Origin of the sequence: Candidatus Westeberhardia cardiocondylae (genome assembly GCA_001242845.1) — a bacterium.
In the GTDB taxonomy this organism is placed as follows: Bacteria; Pseudomonadota; Gammaproteobacteria; order Enterobacterales; family Enterobacteriaceae; genus Westeberhardia; species Westeberhardia cardiocondylae.
In genome coordinates, this window is sequence record LN774881.1 from 1 (window position 1) to 16,857 (window position 16,857).

Sequence of the window (16,857 nt, forward strand, 5' to 3'; positions counted from 1 at the left end):
TTTTTTTTTTTTTTTTTTTTTTTTTTTTTTTTTTTTTTAAAGAAGGGGAAAAGATTTTTTATAAAAATGTAAATATTATTAATTTATGTTCAATTCTATGAGGAAAAGGTAAAGTCAGAGATAGAATTCGAATTGAATTATGAAAATTAAAGTTTATATCTTAGATAAGAATATTTTTTATTTTTATTTCACAATCATTTTGGAGCATGTAATAGATGTTGTATTCTGAAAAATTTGATGTAATTGTTGTAGGAGGAGGGCATGCTGGTATTGAAGCTGCAGTGGCAGCTTCTAAAATTGGATGTCGTACTTTATTACTTACATATGATATTGATACAATTGGACATATGCCGTGTAATCCAGCAATTGGGGGTGTGGGGAAAAGTAATTTGGTTAAAGAAATTGATGCTATGGGTGGTATTATGGCTCATATCGCAGATATTGCAGGGATTCAATTTAAAGTGCTTAATTCTAGTAAAGGACCAGCTGTACGAGCAACCCGTGCACAAGTAGATAAAAAAATATACAAAAAAGCAGTTCTTTATGAGTTAGCAAAACAATCTAACTTGGTAATTTTGCAGCAATCAGTAATAGATTTAATAATTTCGGGTAATCAAATATCAGGTGTGATAACTCAAATAGGAATGAAATTTTTTTCTAGTTCGGTTGTTTTGACTATTGGTACTTTTTTAAATGAAAAAATTTACATTGGAATCCATCATTGTGAATTTATGCAAAAAAAAAATGTTTTCTCAAATTTTTTGTCAAATTATTTTCATAAATTACCATTTAAAATACGTAGGTTTAAAACTGGAACACCACCACGTATTTCTGCAAAAAGTATTGATTTTTCTAAATTAAAAATTGATTATGGAGATAATCCTACTCCAACTTTTTCTTTTTTAAATTCTGCAGATTTACATCCTAAACAAGTCCCTTGTCATATTACGTATACTAATAAAAACACTCATGATATAATCCAAAAAAATTTATATCGTAGTCCAATGTACTCTGGTATTATTCAAGGAATAGGTCCTCGTTATTGCCCATCTATAGAAGATAAAGTTGTTCGTTTTAAAGATAAAATTTCTCATCAGATTTTTTTGGAACCAGAAGGATTAAACAATGATGAAATTTATCCAAACGGTATTTCAACAAGCTTACCTTTTGATACACAAATTAGTATAATTCATTCTATAACTGGTTTAGAAAGTGCAAATATTATTCGTCCAGGTTATATTGTTGAATATGATTATATTGATCCCAGAGGTCTTAAACTAACTCTAGAAAGTAAATTTTTTCGAGGTTTATTTTTTGCTGGTCAGATTAACGGTACTAGTGGCTATGAAGAAGCAGCATCTCAAGGAATGCTAGCTGGAATAAATGCCGCTTGTTTATCTATGGGGAGAGATAGTTGGGTTCCTAGAAGAGATCAAGCATATTTAGGTGTATTAGTTGATGATTTGTGCTCTTTAGGAACAAAAGAGCCATATCGTATGCTTACTTCCCGAGCAGAATATCGTTTATCATTAAGAGAAGATAATGCTGATATTCGTTTAACAGAGATTGGTAGAAAATTAGGAACCGTAGATGATGTTCGGTGGAATTTTTTTTGTAATAAATTGGAAAATATTGAACGTGAACGACAAAGATTAAGAAATATTTGGATACGATGTGATATAAAAAATGAAGATTTTAAAAAACTTGGTTTTTTGTTAAAATCTTCCTTGAGTCATAGAAAAAAGATTAACGGAGAAGAATTGCTTCGTTTTCCTGAAATAAATTATGAATTTCTTACAAGTTTATTGCATTTTTCCCCTTCCGTTTCAGATAAACAAGTATCTGAGCAAATAGAAATAGATGCAAAATATTATGGCTATATTATTCGTCAAAAAAGAGAAATATTTCATTGTTCTCATAATGAAAATTTGCTTATTCCAAGTAACATAAATTTTTCTATGATACCAGGGCTATCTAACGAAGTTGTTTATAAATTAAATAAGTATAAACCAGATACTCTTGGTCAAGCTTCTCGTATTTCTGGTATAACACCTGTCGCTATTATTATTTTATTGACATGGTTAAAAAAAAAGAAAGATATTGGTTGCAATATTTAAATTTTTGGTTTAGAATTCCGTATTTGCATTTATCGTAATTTAAAATAGCTTTTATTTTTTATTTATATAATTTATTTTTAATTTTATATTTTTTATTTTTTAAATTTTAAGATTTTATATGTTTTATTATTTTTAAGTTTAGAGTTTTTTGATGTATTATTAAATATTTGAATTTTTAGATTTGGTTTTGTAATTTTTATACTATTTTAGGCTTTTTCTTATTTGATTTAAATAATTATCAAAAGTTGTGTTTTTATTTTATTTCAAAAAATAATGTTTTAATATTTTACAAGGATTATTTGAAGAGTTATGTTTGTATTTGAAGAAATTTGTAATTTAAAAAGTTATATTAATAATCATTTGAATCATCTAAGATTTAATGTTTGTACTCTAAGGTTTTCTGAACCTGCTTCTTTTTTTTCATTTGAAGTTGTTAATATTGATTCTATGCTTTTTTCTATAATTGCTGGAGTTGTATTTTTTGTAACTTTTTATAATTTTTCTAGCAAAATTTGTTCGAAAAGTGTTCCTGGAAAGTTGCATATTTTTATTGAGTTAGTGGTAGAATTTGTTGATAAAAATGTAAAAGAAATGTTTCATGGAAAAAATAAGTTAATTGCTCCGTTATCTTTAACAATTTTTGTTTGGATGTTTTTAATGAATTGTATAAGTTTGTTACCTATTGATCTTTTTCCTTTTTTTGTTGAAAATATTTTTAAATTTCCTTCATTTCATATATTACCTTCTTCTGATGTTAATATTACTTTGTCAATGGCTCTAGGTGTATTTTTTCTTATTTTATTTTACACAATAAAAGAAAGAGGAGTTTTACATTTTGTTTTTTCTTTGTTATTTAAGCCATTTAATAATTTTATTTTTATTCCTATTAATTTTATTCTAGAAATTGTTAGTTTATTATCTAAACCAATTTCTTTATCTCTTCGTTTATTTGGAAATATGTATTCTGGAGAATTAATCTTTATTTTAATATCTGGATTGTTACCTTGGTGGTTGCAATGGATTTTGAGTGTTCCTTGGGCTATGTTTCATATTTTTGTTATAGTATTACAATCTTTCATTTTTATGGTTTTAACTATTATATATCTTTCTATGACATTAATTTCGAAAAAATGAATATACGAAAATTTTATTAAATAAAAATTTTAAAGATATATTATTTGGAGGATTTTATATGGAAAATGTAAACACAGATGTTTTATATATAGCTGCTGCTTTAATTATGGGTTTGTCAGCTATAGGGGCTTCTATTGGTATTGGAATGTTAGGAGGAAAATTTTTAGAAGGTGCAGCTAGACAACCAGAGTTGATTCCTGAATTACGTACACAGTTTTTTATTGTTATGGGATTAGTGGATGCTGTTCCTATGATTGCAGTATCTATTGGTTTATATATGGTATTTGCTATTTCATGAATTTTGATAAAAATTTATAATATTATGATAAAGTTGAAAAAATGGAAAATACATTTTAAATTGTATGTTTACTTTAACATGATAACCTTAATAAGTTGAGTATATATTTTGATTGATTTAATGAAATTTTTTAAAGTTTTATTTAAATTTATAAGCGTATTTTTTTATTAGGAAAATGCATATGAGTATTAATTCTACAATTTTTGGTCAAATTATTTCATTTATTATATTTGTTTTTTTATGTATGAAATATGTTTGGCCTCCTTTAATATCAATGATTGAAGATAGGAAAAAAAAAATTTCTGATGATTTAACTTCTATTAAATTAGCTAAAATGAAATTAAAAATTTCTAAGGAAAAAATAAAAAAAGAAATTATTAATGCTAAATTGGAAGCTAAATTGATTATTGAAAATGCTAGTCAGTATAAATTAAAATTATTAAATGCTGCTGTATTTGAAGCAAAAATAAAAAAAAATAGAATAATTGAAGAAGCATATTCTAAAATTAATTTAAGAAAAAAATATGTAGAAAAAGAATTACGTAAAAAAATAATAACATTAGTTATGTTAGCTTCAGAAAAAGTTATTCAATGCTCTATGGATACAGATAAAGATAATAAAATTGTAAATAAAATCATTTCTACATTATGAATATTGTAAGTGTTTTGAAATAACATGCATAATATAACGATAGCCGCTCCTTATGCAAAAGCAGTATTTGAACTTTCTGTTGAACAAAATAATGTAAAAGAATGGCAATTTATGTTGGAGTTTTCTTCTCAAATTAGCCAAAATGCAAATATTCGTTTTTTGTTGTTTCCGAATTTTATGTCGTCAAAACGATTGACAGATATTTTCCTTGATATGTGTGGTTCTAATCTTAATATATTTGGTAAAAATTTTATACGAGTTATGGCTGAAAATAATAGATTATTACTTTTACCTTATGTTTTAAAAAAATTTATTTTTTTCCGATTAAAATATGAAAATATTAAAAAAGTAAAAGTTATTTCTGCCTTTCCTTTAACAGAAAGACAAAAAAGAAATATTACACTTTTTATGAAAAAAAAATTATTATCTAAAATTTTATTAAATTGTAAAATAGATAAATCAATTATTTCTGGTATCATTATTCAATGGGAAGATTTTTTTATAGATTATAGTGTATTTAATCGCATTAAATGTTTAGAAAGTTTTTTACAATATTAAAGTCTAGTTTTATTTTCGTTAAGGAGTATAAATTTTATATGGAACTAAGTGCTATTGAAATTAGTGAAATAATTAAAAGTAAAATTTCTAAATTTAATATTGATTCAGATGTTTGTAATAAAGGAATTATTGTATCAGTTAGTGATGGAATAATTCGTATTCATGGTTTAACTAAAGTTATGCAAAGTGAGATGATTTTGTTACCTAATAATTGTTTTGCTTTAGCTTTAAATTTGGAACGAGATTTTGTTGGTGCGGTTGTTATGGGTTCATATTTAGACTTAAAAGAGGGAATGACAGTGAAGTGTACTGGTAGAGTTTTGGAGGTTCCTGTTGGTAATAAATTTCTTGGCCGGGTGGTTAATACCCTAGGTATTCCTATAGATGGAAAAGGATTAATAGAACATGATAGTTTTTCTATTGTTGAAAACACATCTCCTAATGTTATTGAAAGGAAAAATATTAATCAACCTTTACACACAGGATATAAAACTATTGATATTATGGTTCCTATTGGTCTGGGACAAAGAGAGTTAATTATCGGGGATAGACAAACGGGAAAGTCTTCTTTGGCAATTGATATTATTATTAATCAAAAAAATACTGGTGTTAAATGTATTTATGTTTCTATTGGACAAAAAGCTTCTTCTGTTATTCATAATATAAATAAATTGCGTGAAAACGATGCATTAAGAAATACCATTGTAATGGTTGCTTCTTCTTCTGAATCTGCTGTTTTACAATATTTAGCACCATACTCAGGTTGCGCAATGGGAGAATATTTTCGTAATAAAGGAGAAGATGCATTAATTGTATATGATGATCTTTCTAAACAAACTGTATCATATCGACAAATTTCTTTGCTTTTACGTAGACCACCTGGGCGTGAAGCTTATCCTGGGGATGTTTTTTATTTACATTCTCGTTTATTAGAAAGAGCTTCTCGTGTTAATGAAAAGTATGTAGAGAAATTTACTAACGGAAAAATAAAAAATAAAACTGGTTCATTAACTGCTATTCCTATAATTGAAACTCAATCTGGAGATATTTCTTCATTTGTCCCTACAAATATTATTTCTATTACTGACGGACAAATTTTTTTAGAATCCAGTTTGTTTAATTCTGGTATTTTTCCTGCTATTAATCCTGGTATATCTGTTTCTCGTGTTGGTAATTCTGCTCAAACTCATATTATGAAAAAATTTTCTAAGGGAGTACGTACTTCATTAGCACAATATAGAGAGATAGAATCATTTTCTCAATTTTCTTCTGATTTAGATGATGTTACAAAAAATCAGCTTATTCGCGGTAAAAAAATTATTGAATTATTGAAACAAGAACAATATTCTCCTATGTCTATATCTCAACAAGCTATAGTGTTATTTGTATTAGAAAATGGATATTTAGATGATGTTGATTTAGTGAACATTAAATATTTTGAAAAAAAATTAGTAGAATACGCTTGTTGTGAATATAATCAATTTATGCAGAAAATTGATAAAAACGGAATATATAATAGTGATATTGATAAAATGTTTAAATTAATTTGTGATACTTTTAAAGAAAAAATTTTTAATAATTTTTTTTAATAAATTATTTATTAACTAAGATATAAGAAGATAAAATTCAAGATGACAAAAAGAGAAATATATAATAAAATTTCTGTGTTTAAGCGTGTAAAAAAAGTCACTAAGGTTATGGAGATGGTTTCTGCATCTAAAATGAAAAAATTGCAGAAATTTGTTAAAATTATTACTCCATATGAAAAAAAAATATGCGAAATTGTTCAACGTATGTTGTTAAATAATACGTTGAACCATTCCTATATGATTACAAAAAAAGTGAAATGTGTTGGGTATTTCGTTTTTTTTACTGATCATGGTTTAGTTGGTAGTTTTAATATTAATTTGTTTAGAAAATTAATATTTGATGTGGTGAATTGGAATAAAAAGGGTGTAATGGTAGAATTATTATTATTTGGGAATAAATGTGCATCTTTTTTTAAAAATATTGATGGAGTACGTATAATTTCTAAAGTTGTTGATATAGGAAATAAACCTAAATTATCCAAATTAAATTCTTCGATACAAATTATGTTATCTAGATATGAAAAAGGAAAATTAAATAAAATATATATTGTTAGTAATAGATTTATTAGTGTTGTTTTACAAAATCCAAGTATTATACAAATTTTACCTATATGTGATGTGTTCGATAAAAATTGCATAAAAAAATATTCGTTTTTGCATTATTTATATGAACCAAATTTTGAAATTTTATTTAATGTTTTATTATTTAAATATATAGAAACAAAAGTTTATTTTAGCATGATTGAACATTTAATATGTGAACAAGCTTCTCGTATGGTTGCTATGAAAACCGCAACAGATAACGGGGATAATTTATTGAAAGAATTAAAGTTAATTTATAATAAAATTAGACAGAATTCTGTTACGACAGAAATTTCCGAAATTATTGCAGGTGCTTCTTTAGTGTAAATGTAATTTAAATTTTATTTAAATAAAAGGATGTTATTATGGTTGTTGGAAAAATAGTACAAATTATAGGAAGTGTGATTGATGTTGAATTCCAACAAGATTCTGTTCCAAATATTTTTAACGCGCTAGAAGTGCAAAGTAATGTTAAATTGATATTAGAAGTAGAACAACATATTGGAGGTGGTGTAGTCCGTTGTATTTCTATGGGCCCCACAGATGGGTTATGCCGCGGATTATCAGTAATAGATCTCGATCGTATGATTGAAGTTCCAGTAGGAAAAGCTATTTTAGGTCGTGTTATGAATGTATTAGGGGAACCAATTGATATGAAGGGGAAGTTATGTGAAAAAGAAAGATGGCCCATACATAGATTTCCTCCTAAATTTGAAAATTTAAGTAGTTCACAAGATATTTTAGAAACTGGTATTAAAGTTATTGATTTAATTTGCCCGTTTATTAAGGGGGGGAAAGTTGGTTTGTTTGGAGGAGCTGGTGTAGGAAAAACTGTAAATATGATGGAATTAATTAGAAATATTGCAGTAAAACATTCTGGGTATTCTGTTTTTGCTGGTGTAGGGGAAAGAACACGTGAAGGGAATGATTTTTACTATGAAATGATTTCTTCTAAAGTTATTGATAAAGTTGCGTTAGTATATGGACAAATGAATGAACCTCCTGGAAATAGATTTCGAGTTGCATTATCTGCTTTAACTATGGCAGAAAAATTTAGGGATGACGGTCAAAATGTTTTATTATTTATAGATAATATTTATCGTTATACTTTAGCTGGTACTGAAGTATCTGCTATTTTGGGTCGTATACCTTCTGCAGTAGGATATCAACCTACATTATCGGAAGAAATGGGGATTTTGCAAGAGAGAATTGTTTCTACTCGAAATGGTTCTATTACCTCGGTACAAGCAGTGTATGTTCCTGCTGATGATTTAACTGATCCTTCTCCTGTTACAACATTTACACATCTTGATGCAGCAATAGTTTTGAGTAGAAATATTGCTTCTGTTGGAATTTACCCAGCTGTTGATCCTTTGGAATCTAGTAGTCGTAATTTAAATTTAGAGATAGTTGGTAGAGATCATTACGATGTAGCGAAAAAAGTACAGTCTATTCTACAACGTTATCGAGAATTAAAAGATATAATAGCAATTTTGGGAATGGATGAATTATCTGAAGAAGATAAAATGATTGTTTCTCGTGCTAGAAAAATTCAACAATTTTTTTCTCAACCCTTTTTTGTTTCAGAAGTTTTTACATCTATTTCTGGAAAATATGTATCGTTAAATGATACAATTCGGGGTTTTAAATGTATTATTGATGGTGAATATGATGATTTTCCTGAACAATCATTTTATATGATAGGCTCTATTGATGAATTAAAGAAAAATACCAAAGTGTAAAATGTTAAATTTATTTAAGAAAATAATATAATGCGAACTTTTTTTTTAAATATCATAAGTCTTGAAAAAAGAATTTATTTTGGATTTGTACAAAAGATTCAAGTTACAGGTTTTTATGGAAATTTAGAAATTTTTCCTAGACATGTTTCTTTTCTTACTCTTGTTAAATCTGGAAAAGTATTTTTTGTCCAAAAAAATGGTGATAAAAAATATATTTATCTAACTGGTGGAATATTGGAAGTGTATAATGATGTTGTTACAATTTTATCTGAAGTTTCTATTTAATAAAAATAATTAATAAAGAGAAATTTGTAAGATTTAAAAGAATAAAGCGATATTTAAAAAATTTAATTAAATGAATATTAATTTATTTTTTATTAAATTACTTGTAATATTAGGATTAATTTGTAAATTTTTAAAAATATTAAAGTTGATTTTTATTGATAGATTTTATCAAAAAAGATAGTGTTGATTTTATTATCAAATTAACAATAGTGTTTTATAAAATTTTATATGAATAACTTGCAAAAGAGAAGTAAATTTTTATATTATGGATTATTTTAATTTTAATATTTTATGTGTATATTGTAAGAAATTTTATGTAAATTATTTCGTAGAATATGTATTATGATTTATAAAGATGTCATAAATTAAATTTTATTAAGTTTTAGACTTGTATAATAAAATTAAAACGGGAGTAAAATGTTTAACTGAAACAATTTTATAATTTAAGATGATATAAATATAAGGTTTTTTTGTATAAATTTATTATATATTAAATTTAATTATTAATAGATGAAGGTTTGTATCATTTATTTTGAATTTATTATGTGTTAAATAAATTTTTTTATTATTAATAACAATTAATTTATGTGTTTATAGGTAAGCAAATATATTATTTTAAGTATTGTTTGTTTTGTAGAATTTATTTTAAATATATTTCGATTAAATATTTTTTTGAATAAAATAAATTTAAATATTTTATTATAAAAATATTTTTTGTATAAAATGTGGTTTTTAGAGTTTTTATTTTTAGAGTTTAAATAAATTTGTTTTAATTTTTTAAATGTTTTATATTTTTTTATTAGTATCAATATTATTTAATTATGTAAGTTTTGTTTATAAATTCTATTTTTCAGTGATTATTTTGTATAATCTTTCGTTGTTATGTGTGCATCGCAAAAGACGATACAGTTTTTTGTTACTTAAATGTTGTGCAATTAATGATAACTTGTATAAGTTTCTATTAAGTGTTTTTTTTGAAATTAATATTGAAAATAATAAATCTACGGGTTGATTGTCAATAGAATCAAAAAAAATTGGTTGTATAAGTCTAATAAACACCCCTATTGTTTCTTGTGGTATGTTAATTTGTATAGTTCCATGCGGAATGGCTATTCCGTTTCCTATTCCTGTGCTCCCCATTTTTTCTCTGGTTACAACAGCATTATATATAATTTTTGGTGTTATTTTTAATTTTTTTGCTGCTATTTCACTAATAATTTCTAGTGCTTTTTTTTTATTTTGACAGTATACATTACCTCTCGTACATTCAATACTTAGAATTGAATCAATTTTTGTGAATTTGTTTTTTTTCATAATTTATGAATACATAAAAAATTTTTTGGAATTTTGTAAAATATTGTATTTAATATGTAACATATAATTTATAATATTGATTTTTGTATAATTTAGATTTTAGATAATGTCATTATTTGTTAATTTTGTTGTGAATTTACATTTGAAGATGAAAAAATTTTTTATTAAAAATTGAATAACAATTTGTTTCTGAAAATAGTTTTTGCAATTTAGTTTACATAATAAATATTGTCTTAAAATATATTGTATAATTAGAATTATACTTTATATAATAGGATTATAAATATAATATTAAGAGTAAAGCGTATTTTTACAAAAGAGAAGTTATTCTAGCATATAAATTTATTTTTTTCTATATTAAATTTTATTTTTAAGAAAATTCATTTCTTCTTATGAAAAAATTTAATTTAATGTTTGTATGTATTAAGTTTATTTTTATATTATTAATTTAAATTTTTTACATATACAAATTTTTATTTAAGATAATTTATATTTTATATATAAGATGTTTATTTTATTAAATAAAATTATTTTTTGTTTATTTAAACAACATATTTAACTATTTGATAATAGTTTCATATGATTGTATATTTTAATTTATGATATGCGTAATTATTTTTTTAATTTAATATTTTTATTATGTAAAATTTTATATATTTTTATAAATTAGGTTTTGTTAAAAGTAAAATAAAATTTAGAAAAATTTTAAGAGAATGGATTATTTTCGAAAAGTTGCTTGAATATTTATTTTATTTGAATTTAAAAATTAATTTCTAAGCTTAATTTAATCATTAGTTTACATATTTTATATAATTTATTGTAAAAATTTAGAAAAATTTATACAAAATTTTTTTAAGTTTATGTTTTGGGTCGTGCAGGACTTGAACCTGCGACCAATTGATTAAAAGTCAACTGCTCTACCTACTGAGCTAACGACCCAAAATTATTTGTTAATTTTGTTATCATTAATTATATATAAAATACTTATAGGTGATGACGGAATTGAACCGTCTCCCTCCTCCTTGTAAAAGAGGCGCTCTCCCGATTGAGCTAATCACCTAATAATTATTATAAATGACTTATTTAACGAGTCAATAAGTTCTTTATAAATATATATATTTTGTAACTGTTATAAAATATTTTTTTAAATAAGATTTAATTATTTTAATTTATTTAAGCTAAATCATGTTTATGATATTATAATGATAGAAGTGAAAATTTTATATTAAATTTGTGTATTCTTAATATTAAAGAAAATAAGGATATAAGTATAATTATGAATGTTAAGACTCGTTTTTCTCCTAGTCCTACTGGATTTTTGCATTTAGGTAATATTCGAACCGCGCTTTATTCATGGTTATTTGCTAAAAATAAAAACGGAAAGTTTATATTACGAATAGATGATTCTGATTGTAAACGTGTAAAAAAAGAAGCAATAGAAAATATTATGGAAAGTTTAATATGGTTAAATTTACGTTGGGATGATAGACCTTATTTTCAAAGTGAACGTTTTGATCGTTATAATTTTATTTTGGATAAAATGATATTAGATGGTTATGCATATAAATGTTATTGTTCGCGTAATCGTTTAGATGAATTGAGAAAGAATCAATTATTAAAAAAAGAAAAACCACGTTATGATGGTTATTGTCGTTATAATATGAATAAAAGAAAAAAAGTTGTTGAAAATAATTCATTATTTGTTGTACGTTTTTGTAATCCAATTAAAGGAAAAGTTGTTTTTTATGATTTAATTCGAGGAATTATTCAATTTAATAATCAAGAATTAGACGATTTTATTATCAAAAGAAGTGATGGATCATTAACGTATAATTTTTGTTCTGTTATTGATGATATTGATATGAGTATTACACATGTTTTCAGAGGTGAAGAACATATTAATAATACTCCAAAACAAATTAATATTTTTCATTCTTTAAATGCATCAATTCCAAAATATGTTCATTTATCCACAGTATTTGGTGATAATAAAAAGAAACTTTCAAAACGTTGTCATTCTATGCAAATTATGCAGTTTCGTGATGATGGTTTTTTACCAGAAGCGTTATTAAATTATCTTATTCGTTTGGGCTGGTCACATAAAAATCAAGAGATATTTAGTATAGAAGAAATGATACAATTGTTTGATATAAATTGTATTAATAAGTCTTCTAGTATTTTAAATAAAAAAAAGCTTTTGTGGTTAAACAAATATTATATTAGAACTCTTCCAGCAGAAAAAGTTGTTACATATTTAAAATGGTGTATGGATAAACAAAATATTTCTGTTAAAAATTATCCCAAAATAGTAGATTTAGTAAATATTTTTTGTGATCGATTTTATACATTAAAAGATATGGCAATTAATTTTCGTTATTTTTACCAAGATACTGAATATATCAATTCTAATTTAATTAAAAAATATTTATCTAAAACTACAAAAAAATCATTGAAAATAGTATCTGAAAAATTAAATTGTATTAAAAAATGGACAAAAGAAGAAATTAGTTTAGCTTTAAATGAAACAGCAAAAGAATTAAATGTTAAAATTAATGAAATTAATATGCCTGTTCGCGTAGCAATTACTTCAATGGAATGTTCTCCAAATATTTCATTAATTATTTATATTATTGGTAGGAAAAATTCTGTTAAAAGAATTAATATGGTTTTAGAGCTCATACAATGAATATTATTTTAAATTAAATTTAAAAAAATTTTATTTTAAAAATTAATTTGTAGAATGTTTAGGTTGAATAAATCAATCCCGTAATAGCAGAAGAAAGTACACTAACCAAAGTAGAGCTATAAATAAGTTTAAATCCATATTTTGATACTATTTCTCCTTGTTTTTTATTTAATGCTTTTATAGCTCCTGAAATTATTCCTATTGATGAAAAGTTAGAAAATGAAACTAAAAATACTGATAAGATTGCTATAGAACGAGGTGATAGATTATGGGATATTTTTTGCAAATCAATCATTGCTATAAATTCATTTGATATTAATTTTGTTGCCATTATAGAACTTACTTGGAAAATTTCTGTTTTAGGTATTCCTAGGGACCAAGCAATGGGAAAAAAAATATATCCTAATATATTTTGAAAACTGATACCAAATATTGTATTAAAAATTGTGTTTATTGCAGATATTAATGGAATAAATGCGATTAACATTGCTGCTACAATCATTGTTATTTTACACCCTATTAAAATATGTTCTCCTATTATTTCAAAGAAACTTTTTTTTGTACATATATTATATATTGTTAATGATTCTTTTTTGTATGTTTCATATGGATTTAGTAATGATAGTATAACAAATGTACTGAACATATTGAGTATTAATGCAGTTATTACATATTTTGGGGATAAAATTGACATATAAGAATTGATAATGGACATAGAAGTAGTAGACATAGCTGTTGCGGATATGGTAAATATTTGTTTTTTTGTTATTTTTGTAATTTTATCTTTATAAATAATAAAATTTTCTGATTGTCCTAACATTAATGTACTGATAGCGTTAAAAGATTCTAATTTTCCCATTCCATTAATTTTTGATAAAATAGTTCCTATAATAAAAATCAAAAATGGAAGTAAACGAATGTATTGAAGAATTCCAATTATAGAAGAAATAAAGATAATTGGACAGAGTATATTTAAAAAGAAAAATGCTAAATTTTGTTTGTTCATATTTCCAAATATAAATTCTGTTCCTTCAGAAGAAAATTCTAATAATTTGTCGAAGAAAGAAGAAAAAAATTTTATAGAAATTAATCCTGTTTTTGAGTTTAAAAGAAAATTAGCTAACAGAATTTCTACAAATAATGTTTGAATAATGAAACGAATTCTAATTTTTTTATAATTTTTATTTGCTAACATTGATAGAATTATTATAAGTGTAAGTGATAATATGAAATGAAAAATATGAAACATAAATTTCCTCTTTATTGAATAAGTTGTAAATTTGTTTTTGTAAAAAATATTGTTTAGAGTTATATGACATAATTTTTAAATAAAATTTAATAGGTATTTTACGTAGTAAAATTCATAAAGAAATGATATCTTAGATTAAAATTAATAGATACTATAAAATTTAATATGTTTAATTGTTAATATTTGTTTTTAGGTTTTTTAGGATTAATTATATTTAAAATTTTTTAATTTAGAAATTATTTAATAGATAGGATTATTATATGGTAAATGAACAATTAACAAATAATTTTAATAAAATAAAAAAAAGAATAAAGTTTTCTTTACTTGGACCAGCTTTTATTGCAGCTATTGGTTATATTGATCCTGGAAATTTTGCTACTAATATTCAAGCTGGAGCGAATTTTGGTTATAAATTATTGTGGGTGGTAACTTGGGCAAATATTATGGCAACAATTATTCAATTATTATCTGCTAAATTGGGAATTGCTACTGGTAAAAATTTAGCTGAACATATACGAGATTGTTTTCCTAAACCAATAGTTTGGATATATTGGGTGCAAGCGGAAATTATTGCAATGGCAACTGATTTAGCAGAATTTATTGGAGCTGCTATCGGATTTAAAATGTTATTAGGGGTGTCATTAATGCAGGGAGCAATTATTACTGGTATTTTTACTTTTTTAATTTTAATGTTGCAAAATTATGGACAAAAGCCTTTAGAATTAGTTGTAGGAAGTTTGTTATTATTTGTTGCTTTAGCTTATATTATAGAGTTGTGTTATTCGAAGCCTGATTTATATAAATTAAGTATTGGTATTATTTTTCCTATACTTCCTAATAATGAAGCAATATTTTTAGCTTCTGGTATTTTAGGAGCGACAATTATGCCGCATGTGATTTATTTACATTCTTTTTTAACACAAAAAAATAGCGGAACACGTGGAGAACAATATGCATCTACAAAATTAGATGTTGCTATTGCTATGACAATAGCAAGCTTTGTTAATTTGGCTATGATGGCAACGGCTGCTTCTACGTTTCATTTTAATGGACACACTAATATTGCTGATTTAGATGAAGCTTATTTAACATTGTCTCCATTGTTAAATCATACCGCTGCAACAGTATTTGGATTAAGTTTGATAGCTTCAGGTCTTTCTTCTACAGTTGTTGGAACTATGGCCGGGCAAGTGGTTATGCAAGGGTTTATTCGATTTTATATTCCTCTTTTTTTAAGACGAATAATTACAATACTTCCATCTTTTATAGTAATTTTACTTGGTTTAAATCCAACTCGTATTCTTATTATGAGTCAAATGCTTCTTAGTTTTGGTATTGCTTTAGTTTTAATTCCATTACTTATGTTTACTAGTAATCGTTTTTTAATGAAAGAAATGGTAAATACTACGACAATTAAAATATTAGGCTGGACTATTGTTGTAATTGTAATTAAATTAAATATTTATTTATTGATTAAAACTGCTTTGGAATGAAAGTAATTTTGGTTATTTAAATATTTATATAGTTTATTTTAAATAAAATATTTTTATATTTATCTATGTTTTATTAAGTTAATTTTTGTTAAAATAACGATTAAGGATGAATTTAGATTTTATTATTTTGATTTATATGTATGTATAAATTGTCTATATTAAATTTTATAAGTTTATATAAAATATGTTTTGAACAATTTTGTTATTGAAATTAACTTAACATAAGTTAATTTCGATTTTTTATAAATTATTAAAAATTTTTATTAATGAGTTTAGTAAAATTATTTTTAAGAATTTATAGATGAGTAAGTATTTTATAGAAATGTTTTTTAATACAGTATATTTGTAGGAATTTTTTATATTTTATTTAAAATATTACAAATTAATTTTATTTTAGATATTAATATTTGGATACAATAATATTGAATTTAAATTGTGAATTATTTTTTTTGATATTGATTTGTTAATAGTTATATTTTTAGTTTTATATAAAAGAATTAAATTTAGAATCGGGTATTTTGTATAATTAATGTAGTGAAGAGTATATTATGATTCAAAAAAAATTTGATGGATATCGCGCTAATGTTGGTATGGTGATTAGAAATTTAAGTGGAAAGGTATTATTGGCTAAAAGATGTAAAAAAAATTCTTGGCAGTTTCCCCAAGGGGGTATTAATAACCAAGAAACTGTTTGTGAAGCGATGTATAGGGAATTGTTTGAGGAGGTTGGATTGAAAGAAAAAGATGTTTGTATATTGATGCAGACAAAACATTGGTTACGTTATGATATTCCAAAAGAATTTATGAAATCAAATAATAATTTTATGATGTATATTGGACAAAAACAAAAATGGTTTTTTTTACAACTTGTTGTTTCGGACAAAAATATTAATATTAAATGTAATAATTTTATAGAATTTGATAAATGGCGTTGGGTTAGTTTTTGGTATCCGATTAGAAAAATTATTTTTTTCAAAAGAAATGTTTACAGAAAAGTTTTAAAAAAATTTTCTAGATTTTATATAAATAATTTTGTTGAATAATTTAAATTTATTGATTTGTTTTTTGGTATTTTATTTAAAAATTTACAATATTTGGTTAAAATGTATATAGAAGGAAAAATTTTGTATATAAATATTGTTTAGTGTATTGATGTTA

14 protein-coding genes and 2 tRNA genes are annotated in these 16,857 nt (G+C 24.0%); 12 read left to right on the forward strand and 4 right to left on the reverse strand.

The features are described from left to right. The first annotated feature begins 215 nt into the window (after window positions 1-215). The 9 genes from mnmG to atpC all read left to right on the forward strand — a co-directional run bounded on the left by mnmG (window position 216) and on the right by atpC (window position 8,957). Window positions 216-2,117 carry a tRNA uridine-5-carboxymethylaminomethyl(34) synthesis enzyme MnmG gene (mnmG, locus tag WEOB_RS00005; protein WP_281263882.1) on the forward strand — a complete coding sequence of 634 codons (1,902 nt, stop codon included), beginning with the start codon at window positions 216-218 and terminating at the stop codon, window positions 2,115-2,117. A 309-nt stretch (window positions 2,118-2,426) separates the two neighbouring features. Then, a complete protein-coding gene (gene atpB / locus WEOB_RS00010) occupies window positions 2,427-3,251 on the forward strand; it encodes a F0F1 ATP synthase subunit A (protein ID WP_281263883.1) in 825 nt (274 codons plus the stop codon). A 58-nt stretch (window positions 3,252-3,309) separates the two neighbouring features. Continuing rightward, window positions 3,310-3,549 carry a F0F1 ATP synthase subunit C gene (gene atpE, locus WEOB_RS00015; protein ID WP_281263884.1) on the forward strand — a complete coding sequence of 80 codons (240 nt, stop codon included), beginning with the start codon at window positions 3,310-3,312 and terminating at the stop codon, window positions 3,547-3,549. A 181-nt stretch (window positions 3,550-3,730) separates the two neighbouring features. Further along, window positions 3,731-4,201: a F0F1 ATP synthase subunit B gene (locus WEOB_RS00020; RefSeq protein WP_281263885.1), complete on the forward strand. Its 471-nt coding sequence runs from the start codon at window positions 3,731-3,733 to the stop codon at window positions 4,199-4,201. A 24-nt stretch (window positions 4,202-4,225) separates the two neighbouring features. Then, the gene (locus tag WEOB_RS00025) at window positions 4,226-4,759 is read left to right on the forward strand and encodes a F0F1 ATP synthase subunit delta (RefSeq protein ID WP_281263886.1); all 534 of its coding nucleotides are present in this window, start codon (window positions 4,226-4,228) and stop codon (window positions 4,757-4,759) included. 38 nt (window positions 4,760-4,797) lie between these two features. Beyond that, window positions 4,798-6,348, forward strand: coding sequence for a F0F1 ATP synthase subunit alpha (gene atpA / locus WEOB_RS00030; protein WP_281263887.1), 1,551 nt, complete (start codon window positions 4,798-4,800; stop codon window positions 6,346-6,348). Window positions 6,349-6,390: 42 nt separating this feature from the next. After that, window positions 6,391-7,257 carry an ATP synthase F1 subunit gamma gene (atpG, locus tag WEOB_RS00035; protein ID WP_281263888.1) on the forward strand — a complete coding sequence of 289 codons (867 nt, stop codon included), beginning with the start codon at window positions 6,391-6,393 and terminating at the stop codon, window positions 7,255-7,257. A gap of 38 nt (window positions 7,258-7,295) precedes the next feature. Further along, entirely contained in the window at window positions 7,296-8,672 is a 1,377-nt protein-coding gene (gene atpD, locus WEOB_RS00040) for a F0F1 ATP synthase subunit beta (protein WP_281263889.1), read from the forward strand. 30 nt (window positions 8,673-8,702) lie between these two features. Then, window positions 8,703-8,957, forward strand: a complete 255-nt coding sequence (gene atpC, locus WEOB_RS00045; protein ID WP_281263890.1) for an ATP synthase F1 subunit epsilon — start codon at window positions 8,703-8,705, stop codon at window positions 8,955-8,957. 843 nt (window positions 8,958-9,800) lie between these two features. Here the strand turns inward: atpC and WEOB_RS00050 are convergent. The 3 genes from WEOB_RS00050 to WEOB_RS00060 form a co-directional block, all read right to left on the reverse strand. Continuing rightward, window positions 9,801-10,271 carry a PTS sugar transporter subunit IIA gene (locus WEOB_RS00050; RefSeq protein ID WP_281263891.1) on the reverse strand — a complete coding sequence of 157 codons (471 nt, stop codon included), beginning with the start codon at window positions 10,269-10,271 and terminating at the stop codon, window positions 9,801-9,803. A gap of 866 nt (window positions 10,272-11,137) precedes the next feature. Next, window positions 11,138-11,210 (reverse strand) — tRNA-Lys (locus WEOB_RS00055). A 48-nt stretch (window positions 11,211-11,258) separates the two neighbouring features. Next, window positions 11,259-11,331, reverse strand: a tRNA-Val gene (locus WEOB_RS00060). A gap of 216 nt (window positions 11,332-11,547) precedes the next feature. Between WEOB_RS00060 and gltX the strand changes: the two genes are divergently transcribed. Beyond that, window positions 11,548-12,957 (forward strand): glutamate--tRNA ligase, encoded by a 1,410-nt coding sequence (gltX, locus tag WEOB_RS00065; RefSeq protein ID WP_281263892.1) that lies wholly within the window; start codon window positions 11,548-11,550, stop codon window positions 12,955-12,957. Between the two features lie 58 nt (window positions 12,958-13,015). On the opposite strand, the gene WEOB_RS00070 is transcribed toward gltX, so the two are convergent. Continuing rightward, window positions 13,016-14,206 (reverse strand): NupC/NupG family nucleoside CNT transporter, encoded by a 1,191-nt coding sequence (locus WEOB_RS00070; protein WP_281263893.1) that lies wholly within the window; start codon window positions 14,204-14,206, stop codon window positions 13,016-13,018. A gap of 260 nt (window positions 14,207-14,466) precedes the next feature. Between WEOB_RS00070 and WEOB_RS00075 the strand changes: the two genes are divergently transcribed. Both WEOB_RS00075 and WEOB_RS00080 read left to right on the forward strand, forming a co-directional pair. Beyond that, the gene (locus WEOB_RS00075; protein WP_281263894.1) at window positions 14,467-15,699 is read left to right on the forward strand and encodes an Nramp family divalent metal transporter; all 1,233 of its coding nucleotides are present in this window, start codon (window positions 14,467-14,469) and stop codon (window positions 15,697-15,699) included. Between the two features lie 548 nt (window positions 15,700-16,247). Then, window positions 16,248-16,742, forward strand: coding sequence for an RNA pyrophosphohydrolase (locus tag WEOB_RS00080; protein WP_281263895.1), 495 nt, complete (start codon window positions 16,248-16,250; stop codon window positions 16,740-16,742). Window positions 16,743-16,857: the final 115 nt, after the last annotated feature.

Excerpts from the sequence above, each read along its gene's own strand:
- mnmG (WP_281263882.1), top strand. The coding sequence starts at position 216 with ATGTTGTATTCTGAAAAATTTGATGTAATTGTTGTAGGAGGAGGGCAT.
- atpB (WP_281263883.1), top strand. The coding sequence starts at position 2,427 with ATGTTTGTATTTGAAGAAATTTGTAATTTAAAAAGTTATATTAATAAT.
- atpE (WP_281263884.1), top strand. The coding sequence starts at position 3,310 with ATGGAAAATGTAAACACAGATGTTTTATATATAGCTGCTGCTTTAATT.
- WEOB_RS00020 (WP_281263885.1), top strand. The coding sequence starts at position 3,731 with ATGAGTATTAATTCTACAATTTTTGGTCAAATTATTTCATTTATTATA.
- WEOB_RS00025 (WP_281263886.1), top strand. The coding sequence starts at position 4,226 with ATGCATAATATAACGATAGCCGCTCCTTATGCAAAAGCAGTATTTGAA.
- atpA (WP_281263887.1), top strand. The coding sequence starts at position 4,798 with ATGGAACTAAGTGCTATTGAAATTAGTGAAATAATTAAAAGTAAAATT.
- atpG (WP_281263888.1), top strand. The coding sequence starts at position 6,391 with ATGACAAAAAGAGAAATATATAATAAAATTTCTGTGTTTAAGCGTGTA.
- atpD (WP_281263889.1), top strand. The coding sequence starts at position 7,296 with ATGGTTGTTGGAAAAATAGTACAAATTATAGGAAGTGTGATTGATGTT.
- atpC (WP_281263890.1), top strand. The coding sequence starts at position 8,703 with ATGCGAACTTTTTTTTTAAATATCATAAGTCTTGAAAAAAGAATTTAT.
- WEOB_RS00050 (WP_281263891.1), bottom strand. The coding sequence starts at position 10,271 with ATGAAAAAAAACAAATTCACAAAAATTGATTCAATTCTAAGTATTGAA.
- gltX (WP_281263892.1), top strand. The coding sequence starts at position 11,548 with ATGAATGTTAAGACTCGTTTTTCTCCTAGTCCTACTGGATTTTTGCAT.
- WEOB_RS00070 (WP_281263893.1), bottom strand. The coding sequence starts at position 14,206 with ATGTTTCATATTTTTCATTTCATATTATCACTTACACTTATAATAATT.
- WEOB_RS00075 (WP_281263894.1), top strand. The coding sequence starts at position 14,467 with ATGGTAAATGAACAATTAACAAATAATTTTAATAAAATAAAAAAAAGA.
- WEOB_RS00080 (WP_281263895.1), top strand. The coding sequence starts at position 16,248 with ATGATTCAAAAAAAATTTGATGGATATCGCGCTAATGTTGGTATGGTG.